The sequence below is a fragment of the Mycetocola manganoxydans genome (assembly GCF_003667545.1).
Taxonomy (GTDB): domain Bacteria; phylum Actinomycetota; class Actinomycetes; order Actinomycetales; family Microbacteriaceae; genus Mycetocola_A; species Mycetocola_A manganoxydans.
In genome coordinates this window covers 210105-226931 of the sequence record NZ_RCUV01000001.1, presented here as the reverse complement: position 1 = coordinate 226931, position 16827 = coordinate 210105, and the positions used below count along the sequence as shown (strand labels likewise).

General features: G+C 66.1%; 15 protein-coding genes. 9 read left to right on the top strand and 6 right to left on the bottom strand.

Going from position 1 to position 16827, the window contains the following annotated elements; translation table 11 throughout:
• Nucleotides 1-29: 29 nt before the first annotated feature.
• From D9V29_RS01040 to D9V29_RS01020, 5 genes are read left to right on the top strand one after another with little or no spacing between them, the layout of a single operon-like run.
• Entirely contained in the window at nucleotides 30-1550 is a 1521-nt protein-coding gene (locus D9V29_RS01040) for an ABC transporter ATP-binding protein (protein WP_121671462.1), read from the top strand.
• Nucleotides 1547-2821 carry an ABC transporter permease gene (locus D9V29_RS01035; protein ID WP_121671461.1) on the top strand — a complete coding sequence of 425 codons (1275 nt, stop codon included), beginning with the start codon at nucleotides 1547-1549 and terminating at the stop codon, nucleotides 2819-2821. The genes D9V29_RS01040 and D9V29_RS01035 overlap by 4 nt, the downstream gene beginning before the upstream one ends.
• Entirely contained in the window at nucleotides 2818-4104 is a 1287-nt protein-coding gene (locus D9V29_RS01030) for an ABC transporter permease (RefSeq protein ID WP_121671460.1), read from the top strand. The genes D9V29_RS01035 and D9V29_RS01030 overlap by 4 nt, the downstream gene beginning before the upstream one ends.
• A 4-nt stretch (nucleotides 4105-4108) precedes the next feature.
• Nucleotides 4109-4534: a cytidine deaminase gene (locus D9V29_RS01025; RefSeq protein ID WP_121671459.1), complete on the top strand. Its 426-nt coding sequence runs from the start codon at nucleotides 4109-4111 to the stop codon at nucleotides 4532-4534.
• A complete protein-coding gene (locus tag D9V29_RS01020; protein ID WP_121671458.1) occupies nucleotides 4521-5828 on the top strand; it encodes a thymidine phosphorylase in 1308 nt (435 codons plus the stop codon). Before D9V29_RS01025 ends, D9V29_RS01020 begins: the two co-directional genes overlap by 14 nt.
• 180 nt (nucleotides 5829-6008) lie before the next feature.
• Here the strand turns inward: D9V29_RS01020 and D9V29_RS01015 are convergent, their stop codons facing one another.
• The gene (locus tag D9V29_RS01015) at nucleotides 6009-6920 is read right to left on the bottom strand and encodes a hypothetical protein (protein ID WP_121671457.1); all 912 of its coding nucleotides are present in this window, start codon (nucleotides 6918-6920) and stop codon (nucleotides 6009-6011) included.
• 231 nt (nucleotides 6921-7151) lie between these two features.
• Nucleotides 7152-8096, bottom strand: coding sequence for a uridine-preferring nucleoside hydrolase UriH (gene uriH, locus D9V29_RS01010; RefSeq protein ID WP_121671456.1), 945 nt, complete (start codon nucleotides 8094-8096; stop codon nucleotides 7152-7154).
• A gap of 116 nt (nucleotides 8097-8212) precedes the next feature.
• Here uriH and D9V29_RS01005 point away from each other — a divergent pair, with 116 nt between their 5' ends.
• From D9V29_RS01005 to D9V29_RS00995, 3 genes are all read left to right on the top strand, one after another.
• A complete protein-coding gene (locus tag D9V29_RS01005) occupies nucleotides 8213-9343 on the top strand; it encodes an adenosine deaminase (protein WP_121671455.1) in 1131 nt (376 codons plus the stop codon).
• Between the two features lie 76 nt (nucleotides 9344-9419).
• Entirely contained in the window at nucleotides 9420-9866 is a 447-nt protein-coding gene (locus D9V29_RS01000) for a PTS sugar transporter subunit IIA (protein WP_121671454.1), read from the top strand.
• Nucleotides 9867-9884: 18 nt separating this feature from the next.
• Nucleotides 9885-10157, top strand: coding sequence for a PTS sugar transporter subunit IIB (locus D9V29_RS00995; protein ID WP_121671453.1), 273 nt, complete (start codon nucleotides 9885-9887; stop codon nucleotides 10155-10157).
• A 3-nt stretch (nucleotides 10158-10160) separates the two neighbouring features.
• On the opposite strand, the gene D9V29_RS00990 is transcribed toward D9V29_RS00995, so the two are convergent.
• Together D9V29_RS00990 and D9V29_RS00985 are read right to left on the bottom strand one after the other, a co-directional pair.
• Nucleotides 10161-11852 (bottom strand): phospho-sugar mutase, encoded by a 1692-nt coding sequence (locus D9V29_RS00990; protein ID WP_121671452.1) that lies wholly within the window; start codon nucleotides 11850-11852, stop codon nucleotides 10161-10163.
• Nucleotides 11852-12685 (bottom strand): purine-nucleoside phosphorylase, encoded by an 834-nt coding sequence (locus D9V29_RS00985; protein WP_121671451.1) that lies wholly within the window; start codon nucleotides 12683-12685, stop codon nucleotides 11852-11854. Before D9V29_RS00985 ends, D9V29_RS00990 begins: the two co-directional genes overlap by 1 nt.
• 158 nt (nucleotides 12686-12843) lie before the next feature.
• Here D9V29_RS00985 and D9V29_RS00980 point away from each other — a divergent pair, with 158 nt between their 5' ends.
• On the top strand, nucleotides 12844-14280 hold the full coding sequence (locus tag D9V29_RS00980; RefSeq protein ID WP_121671450.1) for an NAD(P)H-quinone dehydrogenase: 1437 nt from the start codon (nucleotides 12844-12846) through the stop codon (nucleotides 14278-14280).
• 24 nt (nucleotides 14281-14304) lie between these two features.
• Here the strand turns inward: D9V29_RS00980 and D9V29_RS00975 are convergent, their stop codons facing one another.
• Nucleotides 14305-16074, bottom strand: a complete 1770-nt coding sequence (locus D9V29_RS00975) for an acetyl/propionyl/methylcrotonyl-CoA carboxylase subunit alpha (protein WP_121671449.1) — start codon at nucleotides 16072-16074, stop codon at nucleotides 14305-14307.
• Nucleotides 16075-16152: 78 nt separating this feature from the next.
• Entirely contained in the window at nucleotides 16153-16800 is a 648-nt protein-coding gene (locus D9V29_RS00970) for a Maf family protein (protein WP_121671448.1), read from the bottom strand.
• Nucleotides 16801-16827: the final 27 nt, after the last annotated feature.

The window sequence follows — 16827 nt, the reverse complement described above, 5'->3', positions numbered from 1 at the left end:
GGTTCCGCCCTTCCCTAGAATCAGGAACCATGAAGCTAGAACTTCGCGGCATAACGAAGCGATTCGGTGCCCTGGTCGCTAACGACCACATCGACCTCACCGTCCAGTCGGGTGAAATTCACGCCTTGCTCGGCGAGAACGGCGCGGGAAAGTCCACCCTGATGAACGTGCTCTACGGCCTGTACCAGGCCGAAGAGGGCGAAATCCTTCTCGACGACGTCGTCCAGAAGTTCGCCGGACCAGGCGACGCCATGAACGCCGGCATCGGGATGGTCCACCAGCACTTCATGCTCATCCCGGTCTTCACCGTCGCTGAGAACGTGATGCTCGGCCATGAACAGACCACGTTCGGCGGGCGACTCGACCTCGAAGCCGCTCGGGCGAAGGTCCGCGAGATCTCCGCGCGGTTCGGGTTCCATGTCGACCCGGACGCCCTCGTCGAGGGCCTCCCCGTCGGTGTGCAGCAGCGGGTCGAGATCATCAAAGCACTCTCCCGGGACGCGAAAGTGCTTGTCTTCGACGAGCCGACAGCAGTGCTCACCCCCCAGGAAACCGACGAGCTCATGGTCATCATGAAGCAGCTTCGCGAATCAGGAACCTCCATCGTCTTCATCACGCACAAGCTGCGTGAAGTTCGCGAAGTCGCGGACCGCATCACCGTGATCCGCCTCGGGAAGGTGGTTGGAGAGGCATCCCCGACCGCCACCAACACCGAACTCGCGTCGCTCATGGTTGGTCGCGCTGTCGAACTGACCGTCGCGAAAAACCCGCCCGTTCTCGGCGAGCCTGCTCTTGTCGTGCGCGACCTCTCCGTCATCGACCCGCAGGGCCAGGTCGTCGTCAACAACGTCAGCTTCGAGGTGAAGTCGGGAGAAGTCCTCGTCATCGCCGGAGTGCAGGGCAACGGACAGACCGAACTGACCGAAGCGCTTCTCGGCCTCCAGCCCCACGTCACCGGCAGCATCGAACTCGACGGTAAATCGCTGCGGAATCGTAGCGTGCGCAAGATTCTCGATGCCGGCGTCGGCTTCGTGCCGGAAGACCGCACCCAGGATGGCGTCGTGGCCGAGTTCTCCATCGCCGAGAACCTCATGCTCGACCGAAGCACGTCGAAGCCATTCGTCAAAGCCGGAAACCTTCAGCTGAACTTCCTCGCCAATTTCGCGCGCGAGAAGGTCACCGAGTTCGACATCCGCACCCAGGGCATCGATTCCAAGGCCGGCCGGCTGTCCGGCGGAAACCAGCAAAAAGTGGTCCTCGCCCGCGAACTCAGCCGCGACCTGCGGTTGTTCGTCGCCGCGCAGCCGACGCGTGGACTCGACGTCGGTTCCATCGAGTTCGTCCACAAACGGATCATCGCCACGAGGGACTCCGGCCTTCCGGTGATCGTTGTGTCGACCGAGCTCGACGAGGTCGTCGCGCTCGCTGACCGCATCGCGGTCATGTACCGGGGAGGAATCGTCGGGATCGTTCCGGCTGACACCCCTCGAGACGTTCTCGGACTGATGATGGCCGGCGAACCCGCCCCAGGAACAGGTGAAGCAGCATGAGCGAAACCACAGCAGAGGCAGAAAAGGCCCCAGTGCCGGCGACGCCATCCGAGCCGAAGGATGACCAGCGTTGGTCGCAGGCGATGCGTGACATCGTCGGCGGCAACGCCATGATCTCCGTCCTCGCCGTCTTCCTGGCGCTCGTTGTCGGCGCCGTTCTCATCGCTTTCACGGACGAGCAGGTTCAGGAGACCGCCGGGTACTTCTTCTCCAGGCCGGGCGACATGCTCGGTGCCGTCTGGCAAGCGGTCTCGGGTGCGTATGGCGCGCTCTTCCAGGGTTCCATCTATAACTTCCGCCGGGACGGTTTCCTCGCGGGTATCAAACCGCTGACCGACACACTCGTCTACGCGACACCGTTGATCGTCGCGGGCCTCGGCGTCGGTCTGGCCTTCCGTGTCGGCATGTTCAACATCGGTGGGCGCGGTCAGATGCTCATCGCTGCGGCTGGAGCCGGATGGGTCGGCTTCGCGCTCGATCTGCCGCCCGTGTTGCACCTCATCGTCGCCGTCCTCGTCGGAATCATCGGCGGAGCGATCTGGGGAGGCATCGTCGGTCTGCTGAAAGCGCGGACGGGAGCCCACGAGGTGATCGTGACGATCATGCTCAACTACGTCGCGCTCTACCTCATCTCCTTTCTGCTCCGGACCCCCGGGGCACTGCAGGCGCCAGGGAGCAACAACCCCAAAACTCCGGCGATGAAAGAGACGGCGATCTTCCCGGATCTCCTCGGCCCGCAGTACAACCTGCACGCAGGCTTCCTCACCGCCATCGCGGCGACGATCTTCGTGTGGTGGCTGCTCAACCGCTCGAGCCTCGGCTTCCAGTTCCGCGCCGTCGGCGAGAATCCCAACGCCGCGCTCGTCGCCGGTATCAACGTCAAGAACATCTACGTCTACACGATGCTCATCGCCGGTGGACTCGTCGGCCTCGCCGGCGTCAACCAGGTCCTCGGGACGGTGACAACAGGATTCAGTTCCGGAATCGACGCAGGCATCGGCTTCGACGCGATCACCGTCGCGCTCCTCGGTCGGTCGAAGCCGGTCGGTATCTTCGTCGCCGGCGTCCTGTTCGGAGCATTCAAAGCCGGTGGGTTCTCCATGCAGGCCGCCGAAGGCATCCCCATCGACATCGTCCTCGTCGTGCAGTCCGTCATCGTGCTGTTCATCGCCGCCCCGCCACTCGTCCGCGCGATCTTCCGCCTCCCCACTCCAGGGACGGCGCCGCGCAGACAGTTGCCAATCGTCACCAAGGAGGTGAAGGCAAAGTGAGCGTTCTCACCGAACCTGAACGGCCACAGGCCGAGCCCGACAACCGGGCGGTGGTTCTCCGCAGCTGGAAAGCGCCGATCGCCCTCGCGATCTTCACGGTCATTGCGGCCGGGCTGTTCATTCTCGGACACCGCGAGGGAACCACACGGTTCCAGCTTTCGCAGGGCTCCGACCTGATCCAGTTGCCCGCTCCCGAGTTGCCGACGTTCGCGACCGGGATCATCATCACCATCGTGCTCGCTCTCATGACGGCGTTCGCGTTTTACCGGGTCCAGAAGTACCGCAGAGTTCCCATCTGGTTCATCGCTGTCTTCGCCGTGCTGTTCATGACAGGGTTCCTGACCTGGGCGGCCGCAGGTGCAACTGTTCCTGTGCCGGGTCTTCTCATCGGGACGGTGACACTCAGTGTCCCGCTGATCTTTGGCGCGATGGGCGGGGTGATCTCTGAACGGGTCGGAGTCGTCAACGTGGCGATCGAGGGGCAGCTGCTCGCCGGCGCGTTCAGTTCCGCCGTCATCGCCTCGGCCACCGGGAACCTCTACCTCGGCCTCCTCGGCGCCATGGTCGCCGGCGTCCTCGTCTCCTTCGTCCTCGCCGCGTTCTCAATCAAGTACTTCGTCGACCAGGTGATCGTCGGTGTTGTTCTCAATGTCCTCGTGATCGGCCTGACGAGCTTCTTCTACTCGCAGGTCCTCACCAAGGACCCTGGCCTCCTGAACACACCGCCACGGTTCAGCCGGATCGAGATCCCGATCCTCGGCGAGATCCCGATCCTGGGCCCGGTCCTGTTCGAGCAGACGATCATCGTCTACATCATGTACGTCGTCGTCGCACTGGTGTATTTCTGCCTCTTCCACACCAAGTGGGGGCTGCGTATGCGAGCCGTCGGAGAGCATCCGACCGCTGCGGACACCGTTGGTATCAACGTGACAGGAACCCGGTTCTGGAACGTGTCGCTCGCCGGCGCGATCGCCGGACTCGGTGGTGCGTACTTCACCCTCGGTGCTGTCGGCGCCTTCGGCAAGGAGATGACGGCGGGCGCCGGATTCATCGCCCTCGCCGCGGTGATCTTCGGACGCTGGGATCCCATCCGTGCCACTCTCGCCGCTCTGCTGTTCGGTTTCGCGACCAACCTTCAGAACGTACTCGGCATCATCGGTTCCCCGGTGCCGAGCGAGTTCATGCTGATGCTTCCGTACATCGTGACCATCTTCGCCGTCGCCGGTCTTGTCGGACGGTCACGTGGGCCGGCGGCATCCGGAAAACCATACATAAAGGCGTGACGACATGAGTGATTCAATCGACTGGGGTTCGCTCCGTGAAGCAGCGACGGATGCCATGACGAAGGCATACGTTCCGTACTCGAAGTTTCCGGTCGGGGTGGCAGCCGTCGTGACCGACGGCCGGATCATCACCGGATGCAACGTCGAGAACGCCAGCTACGGACTGACCCTGTGCGCCGAATGCGCGCTCGTATCGACGTTGCACCTCACCGGCGGCGGGCAGCTCGTGGCCTTCACGTGCGTAGACGGCGACGGAAACACGCTCATGCCGTGCGGTCGCTGCCGGCAATTGTTGTTCGAGCACGCGGTGCCGGGGATGCTCCTCGAGACGGTGTCCGGCATCCGCACGATCGACGAAGTCCTGCCGGACGCGTTCGGCCCCCGCACGCTCAACGAATACGCAGGAGTACCCACGAATGACCACGACTGACGCAGCGCTCGAATCGTTCGACGCCGTCGACCTCATCCGCACCAAACGCGACCGCGGTGAGTTGACGACCGACGAGATCAACTGGCTCGTCGACGCGTACACGCGCGAATTCGTCGGCAATGAACAGATGGCTGCGATGGCGATGGCCATCCTCCTCAACGGAATGAGCCGCCGTGAGATCCGCGACCTCACCCTCGCGATGATCGCGTCCGGGGAGACGATGGACTTTTCGACACTGGGCAAGACGACGGTCGACAAACACTCGACCGGGGGAGTGGGCGACAAGATCACTCTCCCGCTCATGCCGCTCGTGGCATCCTTCGGGGTGGCCGTACCGCAGCTCTCCGGTCGTGGCCTCGGGCACACGGGCGGAACGCTCGACAAACTCGAGTCGATTCCCGGCTGGCGCGCCGACCTGTCGAACGACGAGATGTTCTCGATCCTGCGCGACGTCGGAGGCGTCATCTGTGCTGCCGGCGCCGGGCTGGCTCCGGCGGACAAGCGGTTGTATGCGCTCCGTGACATCACCGGGACCGTCGAGGCGATTCCCCTGATCGCGTCGAGCATCATGTCGAAGAAGATCGCCGAGGGCACCAGCGCGCTCGTGCTCGACGTGAAGTTCGGTTCCGGTGCGTTCATGCAGGACTATGCCAAGGCGGAAGAACTCGCGCGCACCATGGTGTCGCTCGGGCAGGATGCCGGCGTCAAGACCTCGGCGCTGCTCACGAACATGAGCGTGCCGCTCGGCCTGGCCATCGGCAACGCCAACGAGGTGCGTGAATCTGTCGAGGTGCTCGCCGGTGGTGGACCCGCAGACATCGTCGAGCTCACCGTCGCTCTTGCCCGCGAGATGCTGACGCTCGCCGGACAGCCCGACGCCGACGTCGAGGCCGCACTCTCTGACGGTCGAGCCATGGACACGTGGCGCCGGTCGATCATCGCCCAGGGCGGGGACCCGGATGCGGCGTTGCCGGTCGCGCGTGAAACCCACACCGTCCCTGCTCCCGCTGATGGCATCCTCGTGCGCCAGGACGCCCTGCCGTTCGGGATCGCCGCGTGGCGCCTCGGTGCAGGTCGAGCGCGGGCGCAGGACCCGGTGCTGCACGCGTCCGGGGTCGACCTGCATGCGAAGCCGGGAGACGTCGTCCGTGCCGGGCAGCCGTTGTTCACTCTGTCTGCGGATGACGCGGCTCGATTCCCCCGGGCGCTCGAAGCGATCGAGGGCGCGTGGGAACTCGCGGCGCCCGGCACCGCGTTCACGCCCGAGCCGCTGGTGCGCGACCGCATCCAGTAGCGCGTGCCGCGCGTGGCATCCGTCGATCGATTCACCACACTCTGCTGATCGTCTGTCGATTCACCACACTCTGTCCTTCTTCGAGCGCTCATGCGACCGATTGCGGTGATTCGACCGAGAACCAGCGGCTTGTGACGACTCGGTCACCACGGGTCGACCGCTTGACGACGGAGATTCCCGTCAGCTGCTGCCGGCCCAGCCGCGGGCGCGCAGCCGTCGCTCGACCCGCGGAAGCAGGGCTGGGAGGTCGTCGGTGTCATCGCCGGTGAAGTAGAGCATGCTCCATCCCTCATCGACAGCGTCATTTCCGCGTCGGATGTCACGACGCCACTGGCCGCGGTCGGTGCGGTGGTGGTCCCCCTGGTATTCGAGACCCACTTTGAACTCGGGGTAGGCGAGGTCGATCTCGAGGTCCCTGCGGCTCAGCCGAAGATGCACCTCAAAGTTCGGGACGGGGTTGGGCAACGGGCTCGCGACCAGTTCCACCCGGAGAAGAGATTCGGGACGAGATCGTGACCGCGTGCTGAGCGCGGCAAGTGCTCTGGGCAGGACGGCTCGACCGCGCTGAGAGGGGTAGCGCGCGACGGCATCCGTCAGTTGGTCAATCGTCGTCCTCGGGTACTTCCAGCACAGAAGGTGATCGCCGGCGGCCACGAGATCCGCGAAGCCGAGGAGCGCCGCGAGGTCGCACCACGTGCGCTCGGGCGATGTGACGGGAAGCCCGCCAACACGTACGACCTCGTCGGGTACGAGTGACGCCTGATGCCCGGTCACCCCGGTCGCACGCATGGCGCGCACGGGCGTCGGCGACATCACATGCAGTGACGGCGAACGCGCTGAGCGCGGAAGCGGCACTCCGAATAGAAACGCCGCCGTGAGGTGGCTGAAGGCCTGGCCGCGAAGCATCCGACTGGCCAGCGCGCGGCATCGCACCTCCACAGCGTCTGACGCGCCCGGCGTCGTTCGGGTGCCGAAAAACGGTCGCCCGAACGACGGGTTGCGGAGCTGCCCGGTGGTCAGCCCATTGTGCAGTGCATCGGCCACCGAGAATGCTGACGGCATCGTCACCGGAAGAGGTTTGCGGAACGTCACTCATCGATTCTTTGGTGTACTCGGCCGCGAGAGACTAGGCGCGCAGCGCCCGTGCACAGTGTGCGCGAGAAGGCGAGTTGTGAGGGAACGGGACCGCTCGGTCTCGAATCACCACGACTTGTCGCTCGACGGGTAGAGGACGGACATTTCCTGGTGAATCGATTGTGTGAGCAACCATTTGTGGTGAATCGAACGCGGATGCCGCGCAAGAGGCGGCGAGCGGCGCCCGCGCTACTCCGGGTCGCCGATGCGCTCCACCGCGTCCACGACGAGGTCCCAGAACCGGGGTGTATCGATCCCGATCGCGACCTGAGTCGTGCAGTCGGCGGGTGCGGGCGCCCGGAAGTCGGCGACGGTCATTCCGGCCGTCAGGGTTCCGACGAGCTCGACGGTGATCGGAGCACGCCGCACCGTGAAGATACTGGGGTCGATGACGTAGGCGACGGCACACGGGTCGTGCACCGGGGGTGCGTCGAAGCCCTGCACTTCACGGTAGGTGGACCCGAAGAAGTCGAGCAGCTCGACCACGAACCGCGCAGGTGCCGTGCCGATCGCGGTGAACCGCTCGACGACATCCGGCGTTGCCAGCGCTTCATGGGTCACATCGATGGGGATCTGCGTGAGCGGCCACGCCTCGTTGAAGACGATGTGGGCGGCCTCGGGGTCGATGACGATGTTGAACTCAGCGGTGGCCGACCAGTTCCCGAAGTTGGTGCCTCCACCCATGAGCACGACCTCCTTCACGCGCTCGACGATCCGCGGCTCCATCCGCGCCGCGAGGGCGATGTTGGTGAGGGCGCCGGTGGGAACGAGCGTGATCGTGCCCGGCTCGTTGGTCATGATGGTCTCGATGATGAGCTCGACCGCGTTCCTCGAGTCGAGCTCGAGCAGCGGCTCGGGCAGCTCCGGCCCGTCGAGGCCGGATTCGCCGTGGATCGTCGGCGCCGTCTCGATCTCCCGCACGAGGGGACGCGCGCTTCCTGCGGCGAACGGGATGCCGGTGATCCCGGCGACACGAGCGACCGACAGGGCGTTCCTGGTCACCTTTTCCAGTGTCTGGTTGCCCATGACCGTCGTCACAGCCACGAGGTCGATCTCCGGGTTCCCATGGGCGAGCAGCATGGCAATCGCGTCGTCGTGGCCGGGGTCGCAGTCGAGCAGGATTTTCTGGGGCATTTCTCGATTCTATGGGCTCGCCCGGTCCGGAATGACGCCAGTTGGACGCGTCGAAGCGGGGCGGGGAGGAGCCGCCGGGCAGTGCGTTCGGAGAGGCTGGGCGGTAGTCTGAGCGGGTGACTTCCGAGAACCAGTTCCTCCTCCCCAACGGCGTCGACATCGCCGACCTGCCGAAGATTTCGTTGCACGATCACCTCGACGGCGCCCTGCGCCCGCAGACCATCCTTGAACTGGCGAATGCCGTCGGCATCGACGTTCCTGAGACCGACCCGGCGAAGCTCGGCGACTGGTTCCTCTCCCAGTGCGACGCGGGCAACCTTGTGGACTACCTCAAGACATTCGACCTCACCACCGCCGTCATGCAGACGGAGGAGGGCCTGACCCGCGTCGCCCGCGAGTTCGTGAAGGACCTCGTCGCCGACGGGGTCATCTACGGTGAAGTCCGCTGGGCTCCCGAGCAGCACCTCACTCGCGGCCTGACACTCGACCAGGCGGTCGAAGCGGTACAGGCCGGCATCGAGCAGGGAATCGATGACGCCGAGCGCTCCGGTGACAGCATCCAGGTGGGTCAGCTCATCACCGCCATGCGGCACGCCGACCGCGGACTCGAGATCGCCGAACTGGCCGTGCGGCACCGCACCAACGGTGTCGTCGGCTTCGACATCGCCGGCGCAGAAGCGGGCTTCCCGGCGTCACGACACCGGGTCGCGTTCGACTACCTCGCCCAGGAACACTTCCCTGTCACCGTCCACGCGGGTGAAGCAGACGGCCTTGATTCGATCAAGAGCGCGCTGTTCGACGGCCGGGCACTGCGCCTCGGACACGGTGTGCGCATCGCCGAAGACATCACCGTCGAACGCAGCGATGACGAGGGCACATACGTGTCGCTCGGCGAAACCGCCCAGTGGGTCAAGGACCGCGAGATCCCGCTCGAACTCAGCCCGTCCTCGAACCTGCAGACCGGCGCGATCGCCGCCTGGGGAAGCGATCTCGTCGACCACCCGTTCGACGTGCTCTACCAGCTCGGTTTCAAGACCACCGTGAACGTCGACAACCGCACGATGAGCGGTACGACGCTGACCCGGGAACTCGGTCTGCTCGCCGACGCCTTCTCCTACGACATCGACGACCTCGAGGTCTTCCAGCAGAATGCGGCGCGTGGCGCGTTCCTGCCCCTCGAGGACCGTGAGGAACTCGCCGAGATCATTTCTGCGGGCTTCGAAGATGCCGAGAGATACCGCGACTGAGAGCTGCCCCACCCGTCGCGTCCGGCCGGACCGATAGCCTGAGACCGGCCGCCCACCAGCTGAAGTGAGACCAACGATGTCCCTGCCCCCGCTCCCGAACTCCGCCATCGACCTCGGTGCCGACGCCGGAACGTGGCGGGATGCTGTCCGGCTCGTCGGCAACGCACTCGAGCGCAGCGGTGCGACCGAGACGTCGTACACCGACCGGATGATCGAGGTCATCGACGAATTCGGTGCCTACATCGTCATCGCACCCGGACTGGCGCTCGCGCACGCACGCCCCGGTTCGGATGTGCTGAGGGAGGGGCTCGCGGTCGTGACCCTCGCAGAGCCGGTGGCGTTCGGACATCCGCACAACGACCCGGTGAGCGTTGTCCTCGGTCTCGCCGTACCGACGCCGGAGACTCACGTGACCACGGTCGCGCAACTCGCGAACGTGTTCAACGACGCGTCCGCGATTCCGGCCATCGCGGCCGCCACCACCCCGGACGAGGTCCGCCGGGTGTTCGACGCCGACAACTGACCAGGCCGGGAGGCTGCCATGAAGATCGTCGCAATCTGCGGTGCGGGTGTCGGGACATCCGGCATCCTCAAGGTCAACGCTGAGCGGGTGCTGAAGCGCCTCGACATCGACGCCGAGGTAACAGCGTCAGACGTCGCCGGGGTCGCTGACGCAGCGGCTGACGCCCAGGTCATCCTCACGTCGCCCGAGCTCGTCGACAAAATCGGCAAGACCTTCGCCGACGTCGTCATCATCGAGAACTACTTCGATCTCGATGAGCTCGAGCGAAAGCTCGAAAAAGCCCTCGGCTGAGGGTCAGGCCGTCGCTGCCGCTGCGATCGCGGACAGGTCTGACTTCACCGCGGCAAGGACGACGGATGCTTCGTCCTTGCGCTCGACCGGACGCTTGACGTCGAGGTAGAACTTGATCTTCGGTTCGGTGCCGCTCGGCCGCGCCATGACGCGTGAGCCGTCCGTGAGACGGAACCGGAGGGCATCCGTGGGTGGAAGATCGCCGAAACCGTCGCGAAGGTCCTCGATCGTCTCGACGCCGACGCCGCCGAGCTCGGCGGGAGGGTTCGCCCTCAGGTGCGCCATGATCGCGGCGATGTCGGACAGATCGGTGACCCGCAACGACAACTGGTCGCTCGCGAAGTAGCCGAACTTCTCGGCGAAAGCATCGAGCGCCGACTGGACCGTGAGGTTGTGGCCCGCGAGGAAGCATGCCATCGAGAGAAAGTCGATCGCGGCAGAGATCCCGTCCTTGTCGCGAACGGTGCGCGGGTTGACGAGATAGCCGAGTGCTTCCTCGTACCCGAAGATGAGGTTCGGTACCCGGGAGACCCACTTGAAGCCGGTGAGCGTCTCGACGAAGTCGAGGTCGTACTCGCTGGCGACGGCGGACAGCGCGGGGGAGGACACGATCGAGCAGGCGAGCACGCCGCCCGCATTTCCCTGTTCGGCGTTCAGCACGGCGGCACGCCAGCCGAGGAGCGCCCCGACCTCGTTGCCGCTGAGCTGCCGGTATCCCTCGGTTGAGGAGGCGTCCGGGATCGCGATCGAGAGGCGGTCGGCGTCCGGGTCGTTGGCGACGATGAGTTCCGCGCCGGTCTCCCGAGCGAGCGCGTAAGACAGGTCGAGTGCTCCCGGTTCCTCGGGGTTCGGGAACGCCACGGTCGGGAATTCTGCGTCGGGTTCCTGTTGCGCGACGACGGAGTGGGGGAGTGTGAGTCCTGCCGCTGCGACGACCCGGGAGAACGTCTCCCAGCCGACCCCGTGCATGGCCGTGTAGACGACCTCCATCGGCACAGGCTCGCTCGTCATCACCGCAGCCGTCGCGGCGATGTATGCGTCGACGACGGTCTCGTCCGCCGTCTCGTAGTCGGTGCTTCGCGGCAGCTCGAGCACGTTCGCCGATGCGGCGACCCGCAGAATCTGCGCCTCGATCTCGGCGTCGGACGGGGACACGATCTGCGAGCCCTCGTCTGCGCCGCCGAGGTACACCTTGTAGCCGTTGTCGGCGGGCGGGTTGTGGCTCGCGGTCACCATGACGCCGGCGGAGACATCGAAGTGACGGACGGCGAAGGCGAGGACCGGTGTCGGCAACTGCCGGGGAAGCACAATTGCCCGGATGCCGGCTCCGGCCATGATCTCGGCGGTGTCGGTCGCGAAGACCCGCGAGTTGCGGCGACCGTCGTATCCGATGACGATGCTCGGCCGGGCGTCGGGTTCACGCTCAGCGAGGTACGCGGCGAGACCGGCCGCGGCCTGTCCGACGAGGACCCGGTTCATCCGGGCGGAGCCCGCTTCGATGCGACCGCGCAGACCGGCGGTGCCGAACTCGAGCCTCGTGTCGAACCGGCTGTGCAGTTCGTCGAGAGCCGGCTCACTCCCGCCCTCGGCGTCGCGGATGAGGACGTCGAGTTCCTGGCGGGTCTCCGGGTCCGGGTCCTGCGCCAGCCAGGCTCGCGCAGCGGTAAGGATATGGGCGGTTCCTGCGGGGGTCATCACAGAGCCGCAACGATCCGGGCGAGCAGCGCGCTGATCCGGGGCTCGGCGTCCCGCCCGGCCTCGAGGACTTCGAGGTGGCTGAGCGGCGTTGCCTGGATCCCGGCGGCGAGGTTCGTGATGAGCGACAGGCCGAGGATTTCCATGCCGGCCTGTCGTGCCGCGATGGCTTCGAGTGCCGTCGACATGCCGACGATGTCACCGCCGATGACCTTCGCCATCTGCACTTCTGCGGGGGTTTCGTAGTGCGGCCCCCTGAACTGGCAGTACACGCCTTCGTCGAGGTCCGGCTCGATGCCGTGGGCGAGCTCGCGCAGGCGCTTCGAGTACAGGTCGGTGAGGTCGATGAACGTCGCGCCCTCGAGGGGCGAATCCGAGGTGAGGTTGATGTGGTCCCGGATGATGACGGGAGTGCCGGGCGTCCAGGTCTCGCGGATGCCGCCGGCACCGTTCGTGAGGATCATGGTCGTCGCCCCGGCTGCCGCCGCGGTGCGCACGCTGTGGACGACCCGGCGCACGCCGTGGCCCTCGTAGTAGTGGGTGCGGGCGCCGATGACGAGCGCACGTTTGCCGCTCGGCAGGAGGACGGAGCGCAGGGTGCCGACGTGGCCCTCGAGCGCCGGTCGGGAGAAGCCGTCGATCTCGTGAGCGGGGATCGTCGCCGTGGTCTCGCCGATGAGCTCGGCTGCCTTGCCCCAGCCGGAGCCGAGCGTCAGAGCGATGTCGTGTCGTTCGACACCGGTTCGTTCGGCGATCTGGGCGGCAGCGCCCAGGGCGACGTCGAAGGGATCGGCGGTGGGATCGTCGAGGGGATTGCTGGAAGCGTCAGACATTCCCCCATCTTATTCAGCGGCGCACTCAGCGGCGGGGTATTCGTCGAGCCGCGTCGCAGCATCCGTTGTGCGATCCCCCTCGATCCGACGCGGGAATCCGCGGGTGGCGGGGAGGCGGGCGTTTTGGCAAGGGTGTTCCGTGCTGCGACAATGGAGCAATGACCTACGAGTTCGAGCGCAAACAACGGATCGCTGTACTCGGAGGCGGACCGGGCGGGTACGAAGCAGCCCTCGCCGGCGCCCAGCTCGGAGCCGACGTCACCCTCGTCGAACGCACCGGAGTCGGCGGAGCAGCCGTCATCACCGACGTGGTTCCGTCGAAAAGCCTTATCTCCACGGCCGAAGCGACAAACGCCGTCCGTGGCGCGAGCGAGTTGGGCGTGCAGTTCTTCGCTCGCACCGACACCGGGAAGCCGGTCAAGCCCGAGGTGACCGTCAACCTCGCCGCCGTCAACAAGCGGCTGCTGAGCCTCGCCCGCCACCAGTCGGAAGACATGCGGACGCGGCTCGAGGAGGCCGGCGTGCGGATCGTGCACGGAGACGGACGACTCGACGGCCGTGACGCCGTCATCGTCTCGACCGAGTCCGGCGGGCGCGGCACCGACTTCGACCGGGTCGAAGCAGACACGATCGTCGTCTCCGTCGGCGGCAGCCCCCGCAGGCTCCCGTCCGCGATGCCCGACGGCGAGCGGATCCTCGACTGGACCCAGCTCTACAGCCTTCGCTCCGTGCCCGAGCACCTCATCGTCGTCGGCTCCGGTGTCACGGGCGCGGAGTTCGCCTCTGCCTACCGCGCACTCGGTTCCGAGGTAACCCTGATTTCCAGCCGTGACCAGGTTCTCCCCGGCGAAGATGCCGACGCAGCAGCCGTGATCGAAAAGGTGTTCAAGCGCAGCGGCATGACGGTGCTGTCGAAGTCCCGCGCATCGAGCGTCGAGCGCACAGAGGACGGTGTCGTCGCGACCCTCTCGGACGGACGCACGGTCGAAGGCAGCCACTGCCTCATGGCGGTCGGCGCCATTCCGAACACCGCGGGCATCGGCCTCGAAGAAGCGGGCGTGCAGATGACCGAATCCGGTCACATCCGGGTGAACCGGGTGGCGCGCACGTCGATCCCGAACATCTACGCGGCCGGTGACTGCACGACGTTCATGCCGCTGGCATCCGTCGCATCCATGCAGGGCCGCTCGGCGATCTTCCACGCCATGGGTGACGCCGTGAACCCCACCGAATTGCGGAACGTCGCCGCGAACATCTTCACGCAGCCGGAGATCGCAACAGTGGGCTGGACCCAGAAGGCGATCGAGGAAGGCCTCGCCCAGGGCGAGATCTACAAGCTTCCCCTCAAATCCAACCCGCGCGCGAAGATGATGGGCATCAAGGACGGCTTCGTCAAGCTGTTCGCCCGCACCGGCTCCGGAACCGTCATCGGCGGCGTCATCGTCGCACCGAGGGCGAGCGAGCTGATCTTCCCGCTCGCGATCGCCGTCGAGCACCGGCTCAACGTCGACGAGATCGCCCGAGCGTTCGCGGTCTACCCGTCACTGACCGGCAGCATCACCGACGCCGCGAAGGCGATGCACATCGTCAACTGACGTCGCGCTCGCCCCGTCGCGGCGTCAGAGGCTCGTGATCGTGAGCAGCTGATGTCCGCTCGACACCGTCGTTCCGACCTCGGCGTTGAGGTTCCCGACGGTTCCGTCCTTGTGAGCGGTGATCGGCTGCTCCATCTTCATGGCTTCGAGCACGACGACGAGGTCGCCCTTGACAACCTGCTGTCCGTCCTCGACGGCAAGCTTGACGATCGTCGCCTGCATCGGGGATGCCACGGAGTTGCCGGTCGCAGAACTGACGGTTCCTGTTCCACCGTGACGCTTTGGCGCAGGCGCGAGGGCACGGCCAGGACCGGCGGACGTGGGCAGCAGGGTGGTCGGGAGGCTGACCTCGATGCGCTTGCCCTCGACCTCGACGACGACGCTGTGTCGTCCGACCGGGGCGACGGGACCGTCGAGTTCGCCGTCCCAGGGTTCGATGTCATTGACGAACTCGGTCTCGATCCAGCGCGTGTACACGCCGAAGCTGCCGTTCTCGGCGGTGAACGCCGGGTCACGGACGATCTTGCGGTGGAACGGCAACACCGTCGGGAGCCCTGAGACCTCGAACTCGTCGAGGGCGCGGCGGGACCGTTCGAGGGCCTGCTCGCGGGTCGCACCGGTGACGATGATCTTGCCGAGGAGGGAATCGAACGCACCGGAGATCTCGTCGCCGGCGGTGACGCCGGAGTCGAGGCGGATGCCAGGGCCTCCGAAGGTCTTGAAGACATGGATCGGGCCGGGCTGGGGCAGGAACCCGCGGCCGGGGTCTTCGCCGTTGATCCGGAACTCGATCGAGTGGCCCTGGGGGATCGGGTCCTCGTAGTCGAGGGTGCCGCCTTCGGCGAGCCGGAACTGCTCACGAACGAGGTCGATTCCGGTGATCTCCTCCGAGACGGGGTGTTCGACCTGCAGTCGGGTGTTCACCTCGAGGAAGGACACGGTGCCGTCCTTGCCGATGAGGAACTCGCAGGTTCCTGCGCCGACGTAGCCGACCTCTTTGAGGATCGCCTTGGATGCGCTGTAGAGAAGGTTGTTCTGCTCATCGGTGAGGAACGGCGCCGGTGCTTCCTCGACGAGTTTCTGGTGGCGGCGCTGGAGGGAGCAGTCCCGCGTGGAGACGACGACGACGTTGCCGGCGGCATCCGCGAGGCACTGGGTCTCGACGTGGCGGGGCTGATCGAGGTACTTCTCGACGAAGCACTCACCGCGACCGAACGCGGCGATGGCCTCGCGGGTCGCGGAGTCGAATGCTTCGGCGACCTCCTCGCGTTCGCGGGCGATCTTGAGGCCCCTGCCCCCACCGCCGAACGCTGCCTTGATGGCGACGGGAAGTCCGTGCTCGTCGACGAACGCGAGGACCTCATCGGCGCCGGAGACGGGGTTGAGCGTGCCGGGCGCAAGTGGTGCACCGACCTTCTGCGCCACGTGGCGGGCTGAGACCTTGTCTCCAAGCTTCTCGATTGCTTCGGGCGACGGGCCGATCCAGACCAGTCCGGCGCCGATCACGGCGCGGGCGAAGTCGGCGTTCTCGGCCAGGAAGCCGTAACCGGGGTGGATCGCGTCTGCGCCGGAGCGGCGGGCGATCGAGAGGATCTTGTCGATGACGAGGTATGTCTCAGCACTCGTCGCGCCGTCGAGCGCGTACGCCTCATCGGCGAGCTTCGCGTGCAGCGAGTCGCGGTCCTGGTCGGCGTACACCGCGACCGAGCCGATCCCGCTGTCGCGCGCTGCGCGGATCACTCGGACGGCAATTTCGCCCCGATTGGCAATGAGGACCTTGGATATACGCGACACAGTTCCTTAGCCTATTGCCCGAACGCCCCTCCCTTTTGGCCGGTGCGCACAGAAAAGGGTCGATAACCCTGCGGATGCCTACAAGGCGCCGCCGCGATTCCACAGTGCAGGCCAGTCGTAGCCGAGTTGCCGCACCAGCGAGCGGAGCGTCGGGAGCGACAGGCCGACCACGGTCGACGGGTCCCCGGAGATGCGCTCGATGAACGGCGCTCCGAGGCTGTCGATGGTGAACGCACCGGCGACGAAGAGCGGTTCGCCGGTGGCGATGTACGCGTCGATCTCGGTATCGGTGATGTCGGCGGCGAAGGTGACGTTCGCGGATGCGACGGCTCCAACCGCCTGCCCGGCGCTGCCGTCTGCCCGGTGCTCGATCAGCCAGTGACCTGAGTACAGTGTGCCGGTCCTGCCCCGCTGCAGCATCCAGCGTTCGCGAGCCGCTTCGGGAGTGTGGGGCTTGCCGTAGATGACGCCGTCGACGACGAAAACCGAGTCTCCGCCGAGGATGAGGCAATCCTGGGCGGGAAGGTCCCGCCACACCGATTCCGCTTTCGCCTGCGCGAGGAGCGCGACCGTGTCCTCCGGGCTGAGCGGAGAACCGGAGGCCGTCTCGGCGGCGGAAACAGCGGCATCCTCGTCGACGTGCGACGGAACAACGACGGGCTCGATTCCTGACTGTCGCAACAGCTGCAGTCGGGCGGGTGAAGTGGAGGCGAGGTGGAGCTGCATCGTGTCCCTTCCGGCAGCGGCGCGAGC